Origin of the sequence: Bradyrhizobium sp. 153 (genome assembly GCF_023073835.1) — a bacterium.
Lineage (GTDB): Bacteria > Pseudomonadota > Alphaproteobacteria > Rhizobiales > Xanthobacteraceae > Bradyrhizobium.
This window is the reverse complement of record NZ_JADPKH010000017.1, coordinates 117,900-132,154: the sequence shown is the minus strand read 5'-3', so window position 1 is coordinate 132,154 and position 14,255 is coordinate 117,900. Positions and strand designations below refer to the sequence as shown.

The 14,255-nt window shown below is 64.5% G+C and carries 14 protein-coding genes; 8 read left to right on the top strand and 6 right to left on the bottom strand.

From position 1 onward, the window contains the following. Window positions 1-134 precede the first annotated feature (134 nt). The 3 genes from rpsI to IVA91_RS04535 all read right to left on the bottom strand — a co-directional run bounded on the left by rpsI (window position 135) and on the right by IVA91_RS04535 (window position 1,664). Entirely contained in the window at window positions 135-614 is a 480-nt protein-coding gene (rpsI, locus tag IVA91_RS04545) for a 30S ribosomal protein S9 (RefSeq protein ID WP_247299545.1), read from the bottom strand. 1 nt (window position 615) lies between these two features. Beyond that, entirely contained in the window at window positions 616-1,080 is a 465-nt protein-coding gene (gene rplM / locus IVA91_RS04540) for a 50S ribosomal protein L13 (protein WP_011087726.1), read from the bottom strand. Window positions 1,081-1,235: 155 nt separating this feature from the next. Then, window positions 1,236-1,664: a PaaI family thioesterase gene (locus tag IVA91_RS04535; protein WP_247277103.1), complete on the bottom strand. Its 429-nt coding sequence runs from the start codon at window positions 1,662-1,664 to the stop codon at window positions 1,236-1,238. 86 nt (window positions 1,665-1,750) lie between these two features. Here IVA91_RS04535 and IVA91_RS04530 point away from each other — a divergent pair, with 86 nt between their 5' ends. The 4 genes from IVA91_RS04530 (at window position 1,751) to IVA91_RS04515 (ending at window position 5,096) form a co-directional block, all read left to right on the top strand. Next, window positions 1,751-2,575: an enoyl-CoA hydratase gene (locus tag IVA91_RS04530; protein WP_247277102.1), complete on the top strand. Its 825-nt coding sequence runs from the start codon at window positions 1,751-1,753 to the stop codon at window positions 2,573-2,575. A gap of 19 nt (window positions 2,576-2,594) precedes the next feature. Beyond that, complete coding sequence (locus IVA91_RS04525) at window positions 2,595-3,179, top strand: CoA-binding protein (RefSeq protein ID WP_247299555.1); 585 nt, start codon at window positions 2,595-2,597, stop codon at window positions 3,177-3,179. A 137-nt stretch (window positions 3,180-3,316) separates the two neighbouring features. Beyond that, window positions 3,317-4,597, top strand: coding sequence for an O-acetylhomoserine aminocarboxypropyltransferase (locus tag IVA91_RS04520; RefSeq protein ID WP_247277100.1), 1,281 nt, complete (start codon window positions 3,317-3,319; stop codon window positions 4,595-4,597). Window positions 4,598-4,751: 154 nt separating this feature from the next. Next, a complete protein-coding gene (locus IVA91_RS04515; RefSeq protein ID WP_247458379.1) occupies window positions 4,752-5,096 on the top strand; it encodes a hypothetical protein in 345 nt (114 codons plus the stop codon). Here the strand turns inward: IVA91_RS04515 and IVA91_RS04510 are convergent, their stop codons facing one another. Further along, on the bottom strand, window positions 5,097-6,179 hold the full coding sequence (locus IVA91_RS04510; protein ID WP_247458378.1) for a COX15/CtaA family protein: 1,083 nt from the start codon (window positions 6,177-6,179) through the stop codon (window positions 5,097-5,099). 108 nt (window positions 6,180-6,287) lie between these two features. Here IVA91_RS04510 and IVA91_RS04505 point away from each other — a divergent pair, with 108 nt between their 5' ends. Next, a complete protein-coding gene (locus IVA91_RS04505) occupies window positions 6,288-6,518 on the top strand; it encodes a DUF2842 domain-containing protein (protein ID WP_247277097.1) in 231 nt (76 codons plus the stop codon). Here IVA91_RS04505 and IVA91_RS04500 read toward each other — a convergent pair. Then, window positions 6,515-7,558, bottom strand: a complete 1,044-nt coding sequence (locus tag IVA91_RS04500) for a polysaccharide deacetylase family protein (protein WP_247458377.1) — start codon at window positions 7,556-7,558, stop codon at window positions 6,515-6,517. The two genes, IVA91_RS04505 and IVA91_RS04500, sit on opposite strands and share 4 nt — an antisense overlap. 126 nt (window positions 7,559-7,684) lie before the next feature. On the opposite strand from IVA91_RS04500, the gene IVA91_RS04495 reads away from it, so the two are divergent. Beyond that, window positions 7,685-8,866: a GNAT family N-acetyltransferase gene (locus IVA91_RS04495; protein WP_247458376.1), complete on the top strand. Its 1,182-nt coding sequence runs from the start codon at window positions 7,685-7,687 to the stop codon at window positions 8,864-8,866. 106 nt (window positions 8,867-8,972) lie between these two features. Here IVA91_RS04495 and IVA91_RS04490 read toward each other — a convergent pair whose 3' ends face one another. Continuing rightward, on the bottom strand, window positions 8,973-11,219 hold the full coding sequence (locus IVA91_RS04490; protein WP_247458375.1) for an exopolysaccharide transport family protein: 2,247 nt from the start codon (window positions 11,217-11,219) through the stop codon (window positions 8,973-8,975). A 202-nt stretch (window positions 11,220-11,421) separates the two neighbouring features. Here IVA91_RS04490 and IVA91_RS04485 point away from each other — a divergent pair, with 202 nt between their 5' ends. Next, the gene (locus tag IVA91_RS04485; protein ID WP_247458374.1) at window positions 11,422-12,555 is read left to right on the top strand and encodes a glycosyltransferase family 4 protein; all 1,134 of its coding nucleotides are present in this window, start codon (window positions 11,422-11,424) and stop codon (window positions 12,553-12,555) included. A gap of 118 nt (window positions 12,556-12,673) precedes the next feature. Next, window positions 12,674-14,224, top strand: coding sequence for an undecaprenyl-phosphate glucose phosphotransferase (locus IVA91_RS04480; protein WP_247458372.1), 1,551 nt, complete (start codon window positions 12,674-12,676; stop codon window positions 14,222-14,224). Window positions 14,225-14,255 lie beyond the last annotated feature (31 nt).

The following is a 14,255-nucleotide window of genomic DNA, read 5'->3' as shown; positions in this document are numbered from 1 at the left end:
GTTTTCGCGCCGACCCAAGTTTTCGGGAAACACGCCATCAATTTGCGTACAAACGAACAACAAAAAGGGCGCTGAAATCAGCGCCCTTTTGCATCTCATTGAAGCCGCTTTCGCGGCGAATGCGGCCGAAATGATTAACGCTTCGAGAACTGGAAGGACCGGCGGGCCTTGGCCTTGCCGTACTTCTTGCGCTCGACCACGCGGGAGTCGCGGGTGAGGAAGCCGCCCTTCTTGAGTACGCCGCGCAGCTCCGGCTCGAAGTAGGTGAGCGCCTTGGAGATGCCGTGACGGACGGCGCCGGCCTGGCCGGACAGGCCGCCGCCGGCGACGGTGCAGATCACGTCATACTGGCCGGCGCGCGCTGCCGCGACGAACGGCTGCTGGATCATCATACGCAGCACGGGACGGGCGAAATAGACCTCGACCTCACGCGCGTTGACCATGACCTTGCCGGCGCCCGGCTTGATCCAGACGCGGGCGACCGCGTCCTTGCGCTTGCCGGTAGCATAGGCGCGGTTGAACTTGTCGACCTTCTTCTCGTGCTTGGGCGCCTCGGGCGCGGCCGCCGTCTTGAGCTGCGAGAGCTGGTCGAGCGACTGGATGGATTCGGCCATGTTATGCGGCCCTCGTGTTCTTGCGGTTCAACTTGGCGATGTCGATCTTCTCGGGCTGCTGCGCCTCGTGCGGATGATCGGCGCCGCCGTAGACGCGGAGATTGCCCATCTGCACGCGGCCGAGCGGACCACGCGGGATCATGCGCTCGACGGCCTTCTCGAGCACACGCTCGGGATGCTTGCCCTCGAGGATCTGGCGCGCAGTGCGCTCCTTGACGTGGCCGACGTAGCCGGTGTGCTTGTAGTAGGTCTTCTGCTCGCGCTTGCGGCCGGTGAGGACCGCATGCTGCGCGTTGATGATGATGACGTTGTCGCCGCAATCGACGTGCGGGGTGTAGGTCGGGAGGTGTTTGCCGCGGAGCCGCATGGCGACAATGGTGGCGAGACGGCCGACGACCAGACCCTTGGCGTCGATCAGCACCCACTTCTTCGTCACCTCGGCCGGCTTTGCCGAAAAGGTTTTCATGTCAGAATTTCCGTGAGGGAGACATCGGCGCGAACACCGCACCGGACTGGGCGGTTTCTAGAGAAGAGCGGCGCAGCGGTCAATGCCCAAAGCGCGAAATTATACTAGCAATATCAATGGTTTGAAATTATGGTACTAATATACCTGCAAAAACCTCAAACATTTGGAATGGAATAGGTGGAGGTGACATGCGCGATTGGGTCGGGCGAGGTTCCGGACAGCAGATTTACCTCGCCGACCGCAAGGCGCTTGCCGAGCTTGAGCAGCCGCGCCTCCGCCAGCACGTCCTGCCCCGGCTGGCCCTTGCGCAGGAAGTTGATGTTGAGATTGGTGGTGACCGCCAGCCCGATCGGCCCGATCGCCGACAGCAGCACCACGTACATGGCGAAATCGGCCAGCGCCATCAGCGTCGGGCCGGACACGGTTCCGCCCGGCCGCAGCATCCTTTCGCTGTAGCGCTGGCGCAAAAGGCAGGTTTGGCCATCGGCGCTTTCGATCGTAACGTCATCGCCGCTGAAGGCCTGGGGAAACTCGTCGCGCAGAAACTGCTCGAGCTCTGCCACGCTCATTTTTGCTAACGCCATGCTGTTCCCCACCCTCGCTTCATGTCCCCTGGTACATTAAGTTATCTGCGTCATCCAAATGCAATAATCTAACCGGAAACGCTTCGATGTCCGCCCAGGTCGCCCGCGCCCCTTCCCCGCAACCGCCGATCCTGCTGCGCGAAATCGTCGGCAGCATTGCCATCCTCACGCTGAACCGGCCCGAGGCCCGCAACAGCCTCTCTGAGGCGATGATCGGGCATCTGCACGCGAGCGTGAATGCGATCGCCGAGGACAAGCGTATCCGCGGGGCCGTCATCGCGGCCAACGGACCGGCATTCTGCGCGGGCCACGATTTGAAGGAACTGAGCGGTCGCCGCGTCGATCCTGATCACGGCCGCGCCTATTTTGCGCAGATCATGACCGCCTGCAGCGCCATGATGCAGGCGATCGTGCGCCTGCCCAAACCGGTCGTCGCCGCGGTCCAGGGCGTTGCCACCGCGGCCGGCTGCCAGCTGGTTGCAAGCTGCGATCTCGCGATCGCCTCGGACGCTGCGAGCTTCGCCACGCCCGGCGTCGATATCGGCCTGTTTTGCTCGACCCCGATGGTGGCGCTGTCGCGCAACGTTCCCCGCAAGCAGGCGATGGAGATGCTGCTGACGGGCGAGCCGATCCCGGCCGCGCGCGCCCGCGAGATCGGCCTTATCAATCGCGTCGTCCCCGCCGGCACTGAGCGCGAGGCCGCGATTGCGCTCGCAAATCAGGTCGCGCTGAAATCCGCCTACACCGTCAAGCTCGGCAAGGAGGCGTTCTATCGCCAAGCCGAGATGAGCCTTGCCGATGCCTATCGCTATGCGGCAGAGGTGATGACCGAGAACATGATGGCGCGCGACGCCGAGGAAGGCATTGGCGCCTTCATCGAGAAGCGTACGCCGACGTGGCGGGATGAATGACAACAAGAAAAGATAAGAGATGAACCACGACGCCTACCCCGACAATTACATCCGCGGCATCCTCAACAGCGTGAAGTCGATCGCAATGGTCGGCGCCTCGCCCGTCAACGTGCGGCCGAGTTATTTTGCGTTCAAATATCTGGCGCAGCGCGGCTATGACATGATCCCGGTCAATCCCGGCCATGTCGGCAAGGAGCTGCTCGGAAACCCCTTCGTCGCCTCGCTCGTAGACATCGGCCGTCCCGTCGACATGATCGACATTTTTCGCAACTCGAGCCACATCATGCCTGTCGTCGAAGAGGCGCTCACGCTCGATCCGCTGCCGAAGGTGATCTGGATGCAGCTTGGCGCGCGCGACGACGCGGCGGCGGCGAAGGCAGAGTCCGTCGGCATCAAGGTGGTGATGAACCGCTGTCCCAAGATCGAATACGGCCGCCTGTCGTCCGAGATCTCCTGGATGGGCGTCAATTCACGCACGCTCAGTTCCAAGCGCGCTCCGGCACCGACGCAAGGCATGCGGCTATCCCTCAATCGGATGAGTGTCGGCGGTGGCGACACCGCGGCATCCGATCGCGCCGCCAAAAACAAGACCGAGCAGAGCTGACGCGATCGCGAAGGATTCCTTTCGCGATCGCGACAATGCGTAGCACGATCGTTCCGATGTGAAGCAGCAGCTTGACGGCGGATGCCGCGCCGATCAGCATGCCGCGCGATTTCAGATCAAGAGAACAGGACGCCTCAATGAGCGATCGCCTTCCGGGATTTTCCACGCTCGCCGTGCATGCCGGTGCACAGCCCGATCCCACCACCGGTGCGCGCGCAACTCCGATTTATCAAACGACGTCTTTCGTGTTCAACGATGCCGACCACGCCGCCTCGCTGTTCGGTTTGCAGGCGTTCGGTAACATCTATACCCGCATCGGCAATCCCACCAACGCGGTGCTGGAAGAACGTGTCGCGGCGCTCGAAGGCGGCACGGCCGCGCTTGCGGTGGCCTCGGGCCATGCTGCGCAAGTCGTGGTGCTGCAGCAATTGCTCCAGCCCGGCGACGAATTCATCGCGGCGCGAAAGCTCTATGGCGGCTCGATCAATCAGTTCACGCATGCGTTCAAGAGCTTTGGCTGGAACGTGGTGTGGGCCGATCCCGACGACATCGCAAGCTTCGAGCGCGCGGTGACGCCGCGCACGAAGGCGATCTTCATCGAGTCGATCGCTAATCCCGCCGGCGGCATCACCGACATCGAAGCGATCTCGACGGTGGCGCGCAAAGCCGGCGTGCCGCTGATCGTCGACAACACGCTGGCCTCGCCCTATCTGATCCGCCCGATCGACCATGGCGCCGACATCGTCGTGCACTCGCTGACGAAATTCCTGGGCGGCCATGGCAATTCGCTGGGCGGTATCATCGTCGATGCCGGCACCTTCGACTGGTCCACCGGCGGCAAATATCCGATGCTGTCGGAGCCGCGGCCCGAATATCATGGCATCCGCCTCCAGGAGACCTTTGGCAATTTTGCCTTCGCGATCGCCTGCCGCGTGCTGGGCTTGCGCGACCTTGGGCCGGCGCTGTCGCCGTTCAACGCCTTCATGATCCTGACCGGCATCGAGACGCTGCCGCTGCGCATGCAGAAGCACTGCGACAATGCCAAGGCGGTCGCCGAATTCCTCGTCGGCCACCCGGCGGTGGCTTCAGTCAGTTATGCCGGCCTTCCGAGCGACAAATACAATCAGCTCGCGCGCAAATATGCACCGAAGGGCGCGGGCGCCGTGTTCACCTTCAGCCTTAAGGGCGGCTATGATGCCGGCGTCAGCCTGGTGTCGAAATTGCAGCTGTTTTCGCATCTGGCCAATGTCGGCGACACCCGCTCGCTGGTGATCCACCCGGCTTCGACCACGCACAGCCAGCTCGACGATGCCGCCAAGATCAAGTCCGGCGCCGGCCCCGACGTGGTGCGGCTCTCGATCGGCATCGAGGACAAGGAGGATCTGATTGCGGATCTGGAACAGGCGCTGGGCGCGTAAGGCTTTGGCGTCATGCCGGAGCGCGTAGCGCTGAACCCGAGATTCCAGGCTCGGTGCTTCGCCCGCCCCGGAATGGCTTATGTCAGTTAACAGTCGTTAACCATATCTGCCGCATACATCGTCACTGGATCCCTCCTTTGATTCGGAGCCGACGATGCTGCGCTGGATGGTGCCTGCCCTTGCGGCGATGCTGACGGTTTCAACCGCGCTGGCTGCCGATCTGCCGGCCACGCCGCAGCGGCGCGCAGCTGTTCCGCCGCAGGAAGCGCCAAGAGTCTATGTCGAGACCGATCCCGACGCGCTGATCTCGCCGGCCTATGGCATCGGCAGTTACATCCGCAACCTGCCCGGCACGCCGCTGCTGCCCGGCTCGCACACGCTGCCGGGCTATTACGGTCGCCCCTGGGATTACGATTATCGGGGCCCGTATTACGGCGGAAAGCAGGTCGACTATTTCTGGCGACTGCCCTACGCGTGCGGCATCTATGGCTATTGCTGATCAGCTCGCCTGACCGAGCGGAACACCGCGCGGCCGCGCCTCGATCGACTGCCGCGAAGCCAGTCGCTCCGTCTGCACCACCGCGAGTATCAACACGACGATCGCGACCGCCTGGTGCGCAAGCGCCAGTCCAATCGGAACCTGGTTGAGCAGCGTCAGGATGCCGAGCACCGCCTGCATGCTTACCGCAGCCAACAACCACAGCGCGCCGCTTGTCGCCGCACCTGCGCGCGAACGCACGGCGTCAACCGCGTGCAGCGCCGCCAGCACGAACAACGCGTACGCGGTCATACGGTGCTCGAACTGCACCGTCAGCACGTTGTCAAACAGGTTGCGCCACCACGGCGTTTCGAACCACAGCCGTTCCGCCGAAGGAATGAACGCGCCGTCGATCTGCGGCCAGGTGTTGTAGGCGCGTCCGGCGCGCAGGCCCGCGACCAGCGCGCCGAAATAGATCTGCACGAAAGTCACGACGAGGAGCAGCGCGCTCGTGAACCGCAGGCGCGCAGGTGCTGCGATCTGCGGCCGCTCCTTGAGCCGCCGCACCGTCCAGACGATGCCGGCGAAGATCAGAAGCGCGAGCACCAGATGCGTCGCCAGCCGATATTGCGACACCTCGATGCGTTCCGACAGGCCCGAGGCCACCATCCACCAGCCGACCGCGCCCTGAAGCCCGCCGAGCGCAAACAGCAGCCATAGCCGCCGCTTCAGCTCACCCGACAGACCGCCGCGCCATAGGAAGAACAGGAACGGCAGCAGATAGGCGATGCCAATGAAACGGCCGAGCAACCGGTGGCTCCACTCCCACCAGAAGATCTCCTTGAACTCGGACAGGCTCATGCCTGCATTGAGCTCGCGATATTGCGGGATCTTCTTGTAGGCCTCGAACGCCTCTGTCCACTGCGCCTCGGTGAGCGGCGGCACGCTGCCCGTGACCGGCTTCCATTCGACGATCGAGAGGCCGGATTCCGTCAACCGCGTCGCGCCACCGACCAGCACCATCAGCGCGATCAGCGCGGCCACGGCGATCAGCCACACGCGCACGGCGCGATGCGGTTCGGACGGGGCGGAAATCGTCGTCATTAGGGCAAAAACCAGGACTTGAACCAAGGAGGCTTGAACCGGACTGCGCGCCCCTTATAGTCCCCCGCTCCCGCAGCGCAAGTTACGCCAACGCAGCAAGCTCCCGCCATGACGATCCGCACCCGCAAGTTCCTCGGCGCCATCCTGCTCCTGATGCTGGCCACGGTCTGGGCCCTGCTCGGCATGGCGCTGGCGCAGATGCCGTGGATCGCCGAGTCCGGCTGGCGCCAGGCGATCTACTACGTGGTCGTTGGCATGGGATGGGTGCTACCGGCGATGCCGATCGTGAGCTGGATGCAGCGTCCCGATCGCGCCAAGTCCAGTTCGCAGCCCTTCTAGTTCGCGGCACTGCCGGTCGGCTTCACCGGCGCAAAGGCAACGCCGGACACCAGCACGCGCATCATGCGCAGCGATCGTACCCGGCCGTCCCACGAGATCCGCGGCAGCGCGCGCAGATTGGTGCGTCCCTCTGCATCCACGATGCCCGGGATCGTCGACACGGCGCTGGCAAAGCCGGCCTCCTCTGCCATCACGACGTGGCTGCGCCCAAACGAAGAGCGATCGCCGAACGGAAAGGCGAAATGCCTGATCTCGCGGCGGAAAGCCGCTTCCGCGACCGCCTTGCCCATGGTCATCTCGCGGAGCGCGGCCGCATCCTTCATGTTAGCGAGAACAGGATAGTTGACGGTCGCGCTGCCGATCGTGACGAGCGGATCGGCGGCGAGCTTCGTCAGATCTTCCCAACCCATCGACGCCTCGCGCGAGATCGCGGCGAGGTCTATCCGGTAGCGCGCGCAAAGATCGGCGATCGACGCCGACAGATCCGCCGGCGGTAGCGAACGCAACCAGCTCTCGAGATACGAAAACAGCGCCTGCTTCTCGGCATTGTCGGTGACGGTGAAGCGCTGCTCCTTCTCGCCCATCATCAGGCTGATGCGGCTCTCGCGCGCGATCATCCGTTCGAGCCCGAGCCACCAGGCTTCGCCGACGCCGTCGGGAAAGGCGGTAGGGACATAGATCGTGCAAGGCACAGCGTGCCGCGCCAGCACCGGATAGGCGAAGTTGATGAAATCCTTGTTGGCGCCATCGAAGGTCAGCGCCACGAAGCGCCGCTTCTCCGGCAGCGTCACCGCGCGGCGGCAGACCTCGTCCATGCCAAGGAAATCGTACTTCCACTGCTTCAGCGCGCGAATGGCGCGGTCGAGGAACTGCGGTGTGATCTCGTGCGCGCCCAGCGGCTGAAAGCCGCCGCGCCGCCGCGGCCGCACATGCGCAAAGCGCAGGATGGCGCCGGCACCACGGCTGCGCAACGCAGCCTGGCCGCTGAACCAGGCCAGCTCAAGCCGAAGACGCTCCAGCCATTTGTCGTCGGATGCCAAGGTCCCCACCTTCGCGCAGCCCCCTGTTCCCTTTCCTATCGTCATTACCCTTTGTTGACATTTGTTTGCAAAGGTCGGCCACCGGCCGAAATACGTATATTTTCGATTTCTCGACAGGTTTCGCGAATGACCATGGCTGCGGCGATGCAAAGCCGGACGGCAGAAGCGCCAGCGCGGTCGAAAGCGGGCCGCATCGGCCAGGTCGATATCGTCGCTGATCTCGGCGAGGCCGAGGCGGTCTGGCGCGCCTTCGAGGAGAGCGGCCACCTCTTCACGCCGTATCAGCGGTTTGACCTGCTCGGTCCCTGGCAGCAGTTGGTCGGCGAACGCGAGGGCGCGCGCCCGTTCGTCGTGATCGCCCGCGACGTCGAGCACCGGCCGCTCGTGCTGCTGCCGCTGTCGCTGCGCCAAGCCCACGGCGTGCGCACGGCCTGCTTCATGGGCGGCAAGCATACCACCTTCAACATGGGCCTGTGGAACGCCGAATTCGCGGCACAGGCCGTTCTCGCCGATCTCGATGCGCTGTTTGCACCGCTGCGCGAGCATGTCGACGTCCTCTCGCTGACGCAGCAGCCTAAGCGCTGGCACGATCAGCAGAACCCGTTTTCGCTGCTGCCGCGGCAGAGCTCGGTCAACGGCTGCCCGTTGCTGGCGATGGAGCCGGGCGGTCCGCCCGCATCGCGGATCAGCAATTCCTTCCGTCGTCGCCTCAAGAGCAAGGAGAAGAAGCTCCAGGCCCTCGCGGGCTACCGCTACCACCTTGCGACCACGGATGCGGACATCGTGCGCCTGCTCGACTGGTTCTTCCGCGTCAAGCCGGCACGGATGGCGGAGCAGAAGCTGCCGAACGTCTTCGCCGAACCGGGCGTCGAACAGTTCATCCGCAGCGCCTCCCTCGCCCGGCGAGGAGAAGGACGCGTGATCGACGTCCACGCGCTCGAATGCGAGGAGGAAGTAATCGCGATCTTTGCCGGCGTCGCCGACGGCCAGCGCCTCTCGATGATGTTCAACACCTACACGATGTCCGAGAATGCCCGCTACAGTCCCGGTCTGATCCTGATGCGCTACATCATCGATCGCTGCGCCGAGCGCGGCTACCGCTCGCTCGACCTCGGCATCGGCTCGGACGACTACAAGCGGATGTTCTGCAAGGACGACGAGGACATTTTCGACAGCTTTGTCCCGTTGACCTCGCGCGGAAGGCTCGCGGCGGTGGCAATGTCCTCGCTGAACCGCGGCAAGCGGCTGGTGAAGCAGAACCAGATGCTGCTCGACCTGGCGCGCAGTCTGCGTCAGGCGTTCGGGTAACGCCGGCGCCCTCGTCTCTCCATTTGCGGGCTGCCTCTTACCCTCCCCTGGATGGGGGAGGTAAGAGCAGCACTGATCGGTAGATTACCGGGAGCAGCGCCCTCGCCTACGCCGCCACCACGCGCGGCGCGTCCACCGCATCGGACGGCAGCACCGGCCTGCTTAGCATCGTCACGTCGCTGAAGCCGACGGCCCTCAGCTGCTCGCACATCAGCGTGCGCGCATCCTGTGCCATCGATGCATCCGGCACCACGACGGCGCGGGCATCGGCCGTCAGCAACTCGGCCGGCAGATCGGAGGCACCGCCGGCATCCAGCAGCACGTGGTCGTAGGCCCGGAGCAGCGCATCGATCGCGAGCGTCACCCGCGGTGATTGCAGCAGGCTGCGATCGAAGCCGGGGCGGCCGGCCATGACCAGATGCAGCCGCGACAGCTTGTCCCGGGTGATAACCTGCGCGAAAGACGCTTCGCCCTGCATCAGCTCGGCAAGGCCGGGCGCGGAGCCATCGACGGCCACCGCGGCAATGGTCGGCGAGGACGCGGCGAGATCGACCACGACGACGCGTGCGTCACGCGCGAGATGCCGGGCGAGCGTCAGCGCCGAGAGCGTAATCGAGTCGCCGGCCGCGGTGCCGAGCACCGTAATCTTCTTCGCCGCCGCGCCCGCGGCGCGCAGGCTCTCGGCTAATTGCTCGATCTCGGCGAATTCGGTCATGTCGGCCTCAGCGGCCATCGCCGGCTGAAGCGGCCTGGGCTCGTCGACGACGGGATCGACCCTCGGCTCGACCACCAGCTCCGCTGCCGGTTCTTGGCGCACCGTCGCCCGTGACGGTAGGACCGCAGCCACAGCCCGCGGCGCAGTCTGGCGCAGCAGCTCGCCGGTGACGACGACGCCGGACGACAGCAGCAGCGTCGCAATCGTCGCGATCAGCACGATCGGCAGCTTCTTCGGGTAGGCCGGGGTATTCGAGACGATGGCGCGCGAAATGATACGGCCGTCCGTCGGGGCGGTATCGATGGTCTCGCGGGTGTTGGCCTCGCGATACTTGGCGAGATAGGTTTCCAGAAGGTCGCGCTGCGCCTTGGCCTCGCGCTCGAGCGCGCGGAGCTGCACGTCCTGGCCGTTGGTGGATGCCGCCTGCTTCTTGAGCTGCTCGAGGCTCGCCGTCAGACCGTCGACCCGGCCGCTGGCGATTCGAGCGTCGCTTTCGAGCGAACGCGAAATCTTCGCCGCTTCGTCGCGGATCTGATTGTCGAGGTCGCCAAGCTGCGCCTTCAACTCCTTGATCCGGGGATGATTGCCGAGCAGCGTGGATGACTGCTCGGCGAGCTGCGCACGCAGCGTCACCCGCTGCTCCGACAGCCGCCGCATCAATTCGGAGTTCACCACCTCCGATGCCTCGATCGGCTTTCCGCTCTGGAGCATTTCGCGGATCAGCCGCGCTTTGGATTCTGCGTCGGCCTTGATCGAGCGCGCGTTGTTGAGCTGGGTATTGATCTCGCCCATCTGCTGGTTCGACAGCGTGGTGTTGTTGGTGCCGACGAACAGGCTCGACTTGGAGCGGAAGTCCTCGACCCGCCCCTCCGCCTCGGACACCTTCTTGCGCAAATTCTCGATCTCGCCGGCCAGCCACTGGCTGGCGTTCTTGGCCTGCTCCTGGCGCACACCCTGCTGGAGCACGAGATAAACGTCGGCGATAGAGTTGGCGACGCGCGCGGCGAGCTCGGGATCGGCAGACTGGAATTCGACCACGATCACGCGCGACTTGTCGACGGCGTAAGCCTGGAGGCGCTCGTAATAGGCATCCAGCACGCGCTCTTCCGGTGTCATCGAGAACGGATCGCGGCCGATGCCGACCAGCGCTGCCAGCGACTTCAGCGGCGAGATGCCTTGCAGCACCGGATCGAATTCGGGCCGCTCCGCGAGCTTGTTCTTCTTGATGATCTCGCGCGCGAGATCGCGCGACAGCACGAGCTGCACCTGGCTGGTGACGGCCTCGGCGTCGAGCGCCTGCCGCTCTTCAGTGCGGTCGCTGTTCGGGCGCAGGAACACGTTCTCGCGGCCATCGATCAGGATCCGCGATTCAGACTTGTAGCGCGGTGTGACGAGATTGACGGCAACAACCGATGCAACGAGCACCAGCACAGTCGGCACGATGATCCAGCCCCGCTTGCGCGCCAATGCCGCGCCGAGCGCGTGCAGGTCGATGTCGCCAGATTCGACTTGCGCCTGCTTCGCGGCAACCGGCGCAGGCTTCGCCTCGACCTTGGGCGCGGCTTCGGGTTTGGACCTTGAGACAGCCCGCTCGATCACCGCCTTGTCCTTGCCGGCACGCCAGAACGCTAAACGCATCGAACACTCCCGCAGGGGCAACGCCACAAGCTGCCTCAACAGGGCGACTACACTCCATTAAGGTTGCCGCTGGGTTAATCGCTGCGTCCGGCAACCGCCGCATGGCGCCCCGTCACCGTTTGTTAACCATGACGGCCCTTAATCCGTCTCGATTATTTCACGAGAATTGTTCGGCAGTTGCCGTCGAGCGCTGGCTTTGATCATGCCCCCTTCTTCCGACCGGCCGCTTCGCATCCTGCACGCCGTGCGCGCACCAGTTGGCGGCATCTTCCGCCACATCCTCGACGTCGCCAATGGCCAGGTCGACCGCGGCCATCATGTCGGCATCCTCGCCGACAGCCTCACCGGCGGCGAGCGCGCCGACAAGGCGCTTGCCGAGCTCGCGCCGCGACTGAAGCTCGGCGTGCACCGGCTCGCGATCCGCCGCGAACCGTCACCTGACGACGTCCTGGTGTGGCTTCGCATGCGACGCCTGATCGCGACGCTCAGGCCCGACGTCATGCACGGCCATGGCGCCAAGGCCGGCGCCTTCATCCGCATGCGGCGACGCTCCGACGACACCATCCGCATCTACACCCCGCATGGCGGCTCGCTGCATTATCCCCTCAACACATTCAAGGGCGAGTTCTACGCGCGGCTCGAGCGCACGCTGATGGACGCGACCGACCTGTTCCTGTTCGAGAGCGCATTTGCCCGCGACACCTATCAACGCATCGTCGGCACGCCCAAGGGCGTGGTGCATTGCGTCTTCAACGGCGTCACGCCGGAGGAGTTCGAGCCCGTCGCGACTGCCGAGGATGCCACCGACCTCGCCTATGTCGGCGAGTTCAGGCACATCAAGGGCGCGGATCTGCTGGTCGATGCCGTCGCGCGCCTGCACGAGAACGGCAAGAAGGTCACGCTGACGCTCGGCGGCGACGGCGAGGAAACCGCGGCGCTGAAGGCTCAGGTCGAGAGGCTCGGCCTCTCCAGCGCGATCCGTTTCATCGGGCACGTCAAGGCGCGGTACGGCTTCTCCAAGGGCCGGCTGCTGGTCGTCCCCTCGCGTGGCGATTCCATGCCCTATGTCGTGATCGAGGCTGGTGCTGCCGGCATTCCCATGATCGCGGCCCGCATCGGCGGCATTCCCGAGATCTTCGGGCCGGAGAGCCCCGCCCTGTTCGCGCCGAGCAATTCCGAGGCCATGGCCGAGGCGATCGCGGCCTCGCTCGACGATCCGCAAGGGACGGCCCAGCGCGCAACCGCCCTGCGCGCGCGCATCTCGGCGCATTTTTCGCAGCAGGCGATGGTCGACGGCGTGCTCGCCGCTTATCGCGACGCATTTGCCAATCATTAACCATTCTTAAGCCCGCTTTAGAAAATCTTCCGATTTGTTCGATAATCGAGGTGCCGGGGAATGCTTGCCGGGCGCGCAAAAGCCGTGCCGCGGGGCTTTGGAATGGACGTGGACGCTCGTGGAACCGCTCAACGCACGCTCGATGCTCGATGCCGCGACCAGCGCCGCGGCGAAGCCGGCTGACCAACCCTTTGTGGAGCGCCGCCGCCGGCTCTCGCCCGCAGCGCTCGAGGTCGTCAATCAGAAGGTCGCCCGCGCCTATTCGCCCATCGTGATCGCCGGCTTCGTCCGCCTGGCTGATTTCGCGCTGCTCAGCCTCGTCGGTATTGCGCTCTACGCCGGCTATGTCATGCCGCTCGCCGGTGGGTTCAACTGGGTCTATCCTGCGGAGATTATCGCGGTGGCGGTCGCCGCTGTGGTCTGTTTCCAGGCCGCCGACATCTACCAGGTGCAGTTGTTCCGCGGGCAGCTTCGGCAGATGACACGGATGATCTCGTCCTGGTCGTTCGTCTTCCTGCTCTTCATCGGCATCTCGTTCTTCGCCAAGTTCGGCAGCGAAATGTCGCGGCTGTGGCTTGCCGCCTTCTACTTCCTCGGGCTCGCCGCGCTGATGGCCGAGCGTCTCATCCTGCGCTCGCTGGTGCGCGGCTGGGCGCGCGAGGGCCGGCTCGACCGCCGCACCATCATCGTCGGCTCCGACAGCAACGGTGAGCAACTGGTCCAGGCGCTGAAGGCGCAGGAGGATTCCGACATCCACGTACTCGGCGTGTTCGACGATCGCAACGACAGCCGCGCGCTCGACACCTGCGCCGGCGCGCGCAAGCTCGGCAAGGTCGACGACATCGTTGAATTCGCTCGCCGCACTCGTGTCGACCTCGTGCTGTTCGCGCTGCCGATCTCGGCGGAGACCCGCATTCTGGAGATGCTGAAGAAGCTCTGGGTGCTGCCGGTCGACATTCGCCTCTCCGCGCACACCAACAAGCTGCGCTTCCGGCCCCGCTCCTATTCCTATCTCGGCGAAGTGCCGACGCTGGACGTGTTCGAGGCGCCGATCACCGACTGGGATCTGGTGATGAAATGGCTGTTCGACCGCATCGTCGGCAGCCTCGCGCTGCTCGCCGCGCTGCCGGTTATGGGACTGGTGGCGTTGGCGGTGAAGCTCGACAGCCCCGGCCCGGTGCTGTTCCGCCAGAAACGCTTCGGCTTCAACAACGAGCGGATCGACGTCTACAAGTTCCGCTCGATGTACCACCATCAGGCCGATCCGACCGCCTCGAAGGTCGTGACCAAGAACGATCCACGCGTCACCCGCGTCGGCCGCTTCATCCGCAAGAGCAGCCTCGACGAGTTGCCGCAGCTCTTCAACGTGGTCTTCTCGGGCAACCTCTCGCTGGTCGGCCCGCGTCCGCATGCGGTGCAGGGCAAGCTCCAGAGCCGCCTGTTCGACGAAGCCGTCGACGGCTACTTCGCGCGCCACCGCGTCAAGCCCGGCATCACCGGCTGGGCGCAGATCAACGGCTGGCGCGGCGAAATCGACAATGAAGAGAAGATCCAGAAACGCGTCGAGTTCGACCTCTATTACATCGAGAACTGGTCGGTGCTGTTCGATCTCTACATTCTCCTGAAGACGCCGATCTCGCTGCTAACCAAGAACGAGAACGCGTATTGAATTGAGTTTATCTGTCATGCCCCGCGAAGGC

Excerpts from the sequence above, each read along its gene's own strand:
- rpsI (WP_247299545.1), bottom strand. The coding sequence starts at position 614 with ATGGCCGAATCCATCCAGTCGCTCGACCAGCTCTCGCAGCTCAAGACG.
- rplM (WP_011087726.1), bottom strand. The coding sequence starts at position 1,080 with ATGAAAACCTTTTCGGCAAAGCCGGCCGAGGTGACGAAGAAGTGGGTG.
- IVA91_RS04535 (WP_247277103.1), bottom strand. The coding sequence starts at position 1,664 with ATGGCGTTAGCAAAAATGAGCGTGGCAGAGCTCGAGCAGTTTCTGCGC.
- IVA91_RS04530 (WP_247277102.1), top strand. The coding sequence starts at position 1,751 with ATGTCCGCCCAGGTCGCCCGCGCCCCTTCCCCGCAACCGCCGATCCTG.
- IVA91_RS04525 (WP_247299555.1), top strand. The coding sequence starts at position 2,595 with ATGAACCACGACGCCTACCCCGACAATTACATCCGCGGCATCCTCAAC.
- IVA91_RS04520 (WP_247277100.1), top strand. The coding sequence starts at position 3,317 with ATGAGCGATCGCCTTCCGGGATTTTCCACGCTCGCCGTGCATGCCGGT.
- IVA91_RS04515 (WP_247458379.1), top strand. The coding sequence starts at position 4,752 with ATGCTGCGCTGGATGGTGCCTGCCCTTGCGGCGATGCTGACGGTTTCA.
- IVA91_RS04510 (WP_247458378.1), bottom strand. The coding sequence starts at position 6,179 with ATGACGACGATTTCCGCCCCGTCCGAACCGCATCGCGCCGTGCGCGTG.
- IVA91_RS04505 (WP_247277097.1), top strand. The coding sequence starts at position 6,288 with ATGACGATCCGCACCCGCAAGTTCCTCGGCGCCATCCTGCTCCTGATG.
- IVA91_RS04495 (WP_247458376.1), top strand. The coding sequence starts at position 7,685 with ATGACCATGGCTGCGGCGATGCAAAGCCGGACGGCAGAAGCGCCAGCG.
- IVA91_RS04490 (WP_247458375.1), bottom strand. The coding sequence starts at position 11,219 with ATGCGTTTAGCGTTCTGGCGTGCCGGCAAGGACAAGGCGGTGATCGAG.
- IVA91_RS04485 (WP_247458374.1), top strand. The coding sequence starts at position 11,422 with ATGCCCCCTTCTTCCGACCGGCCGCTTCGCATCCTGCACGCCGTGCGC.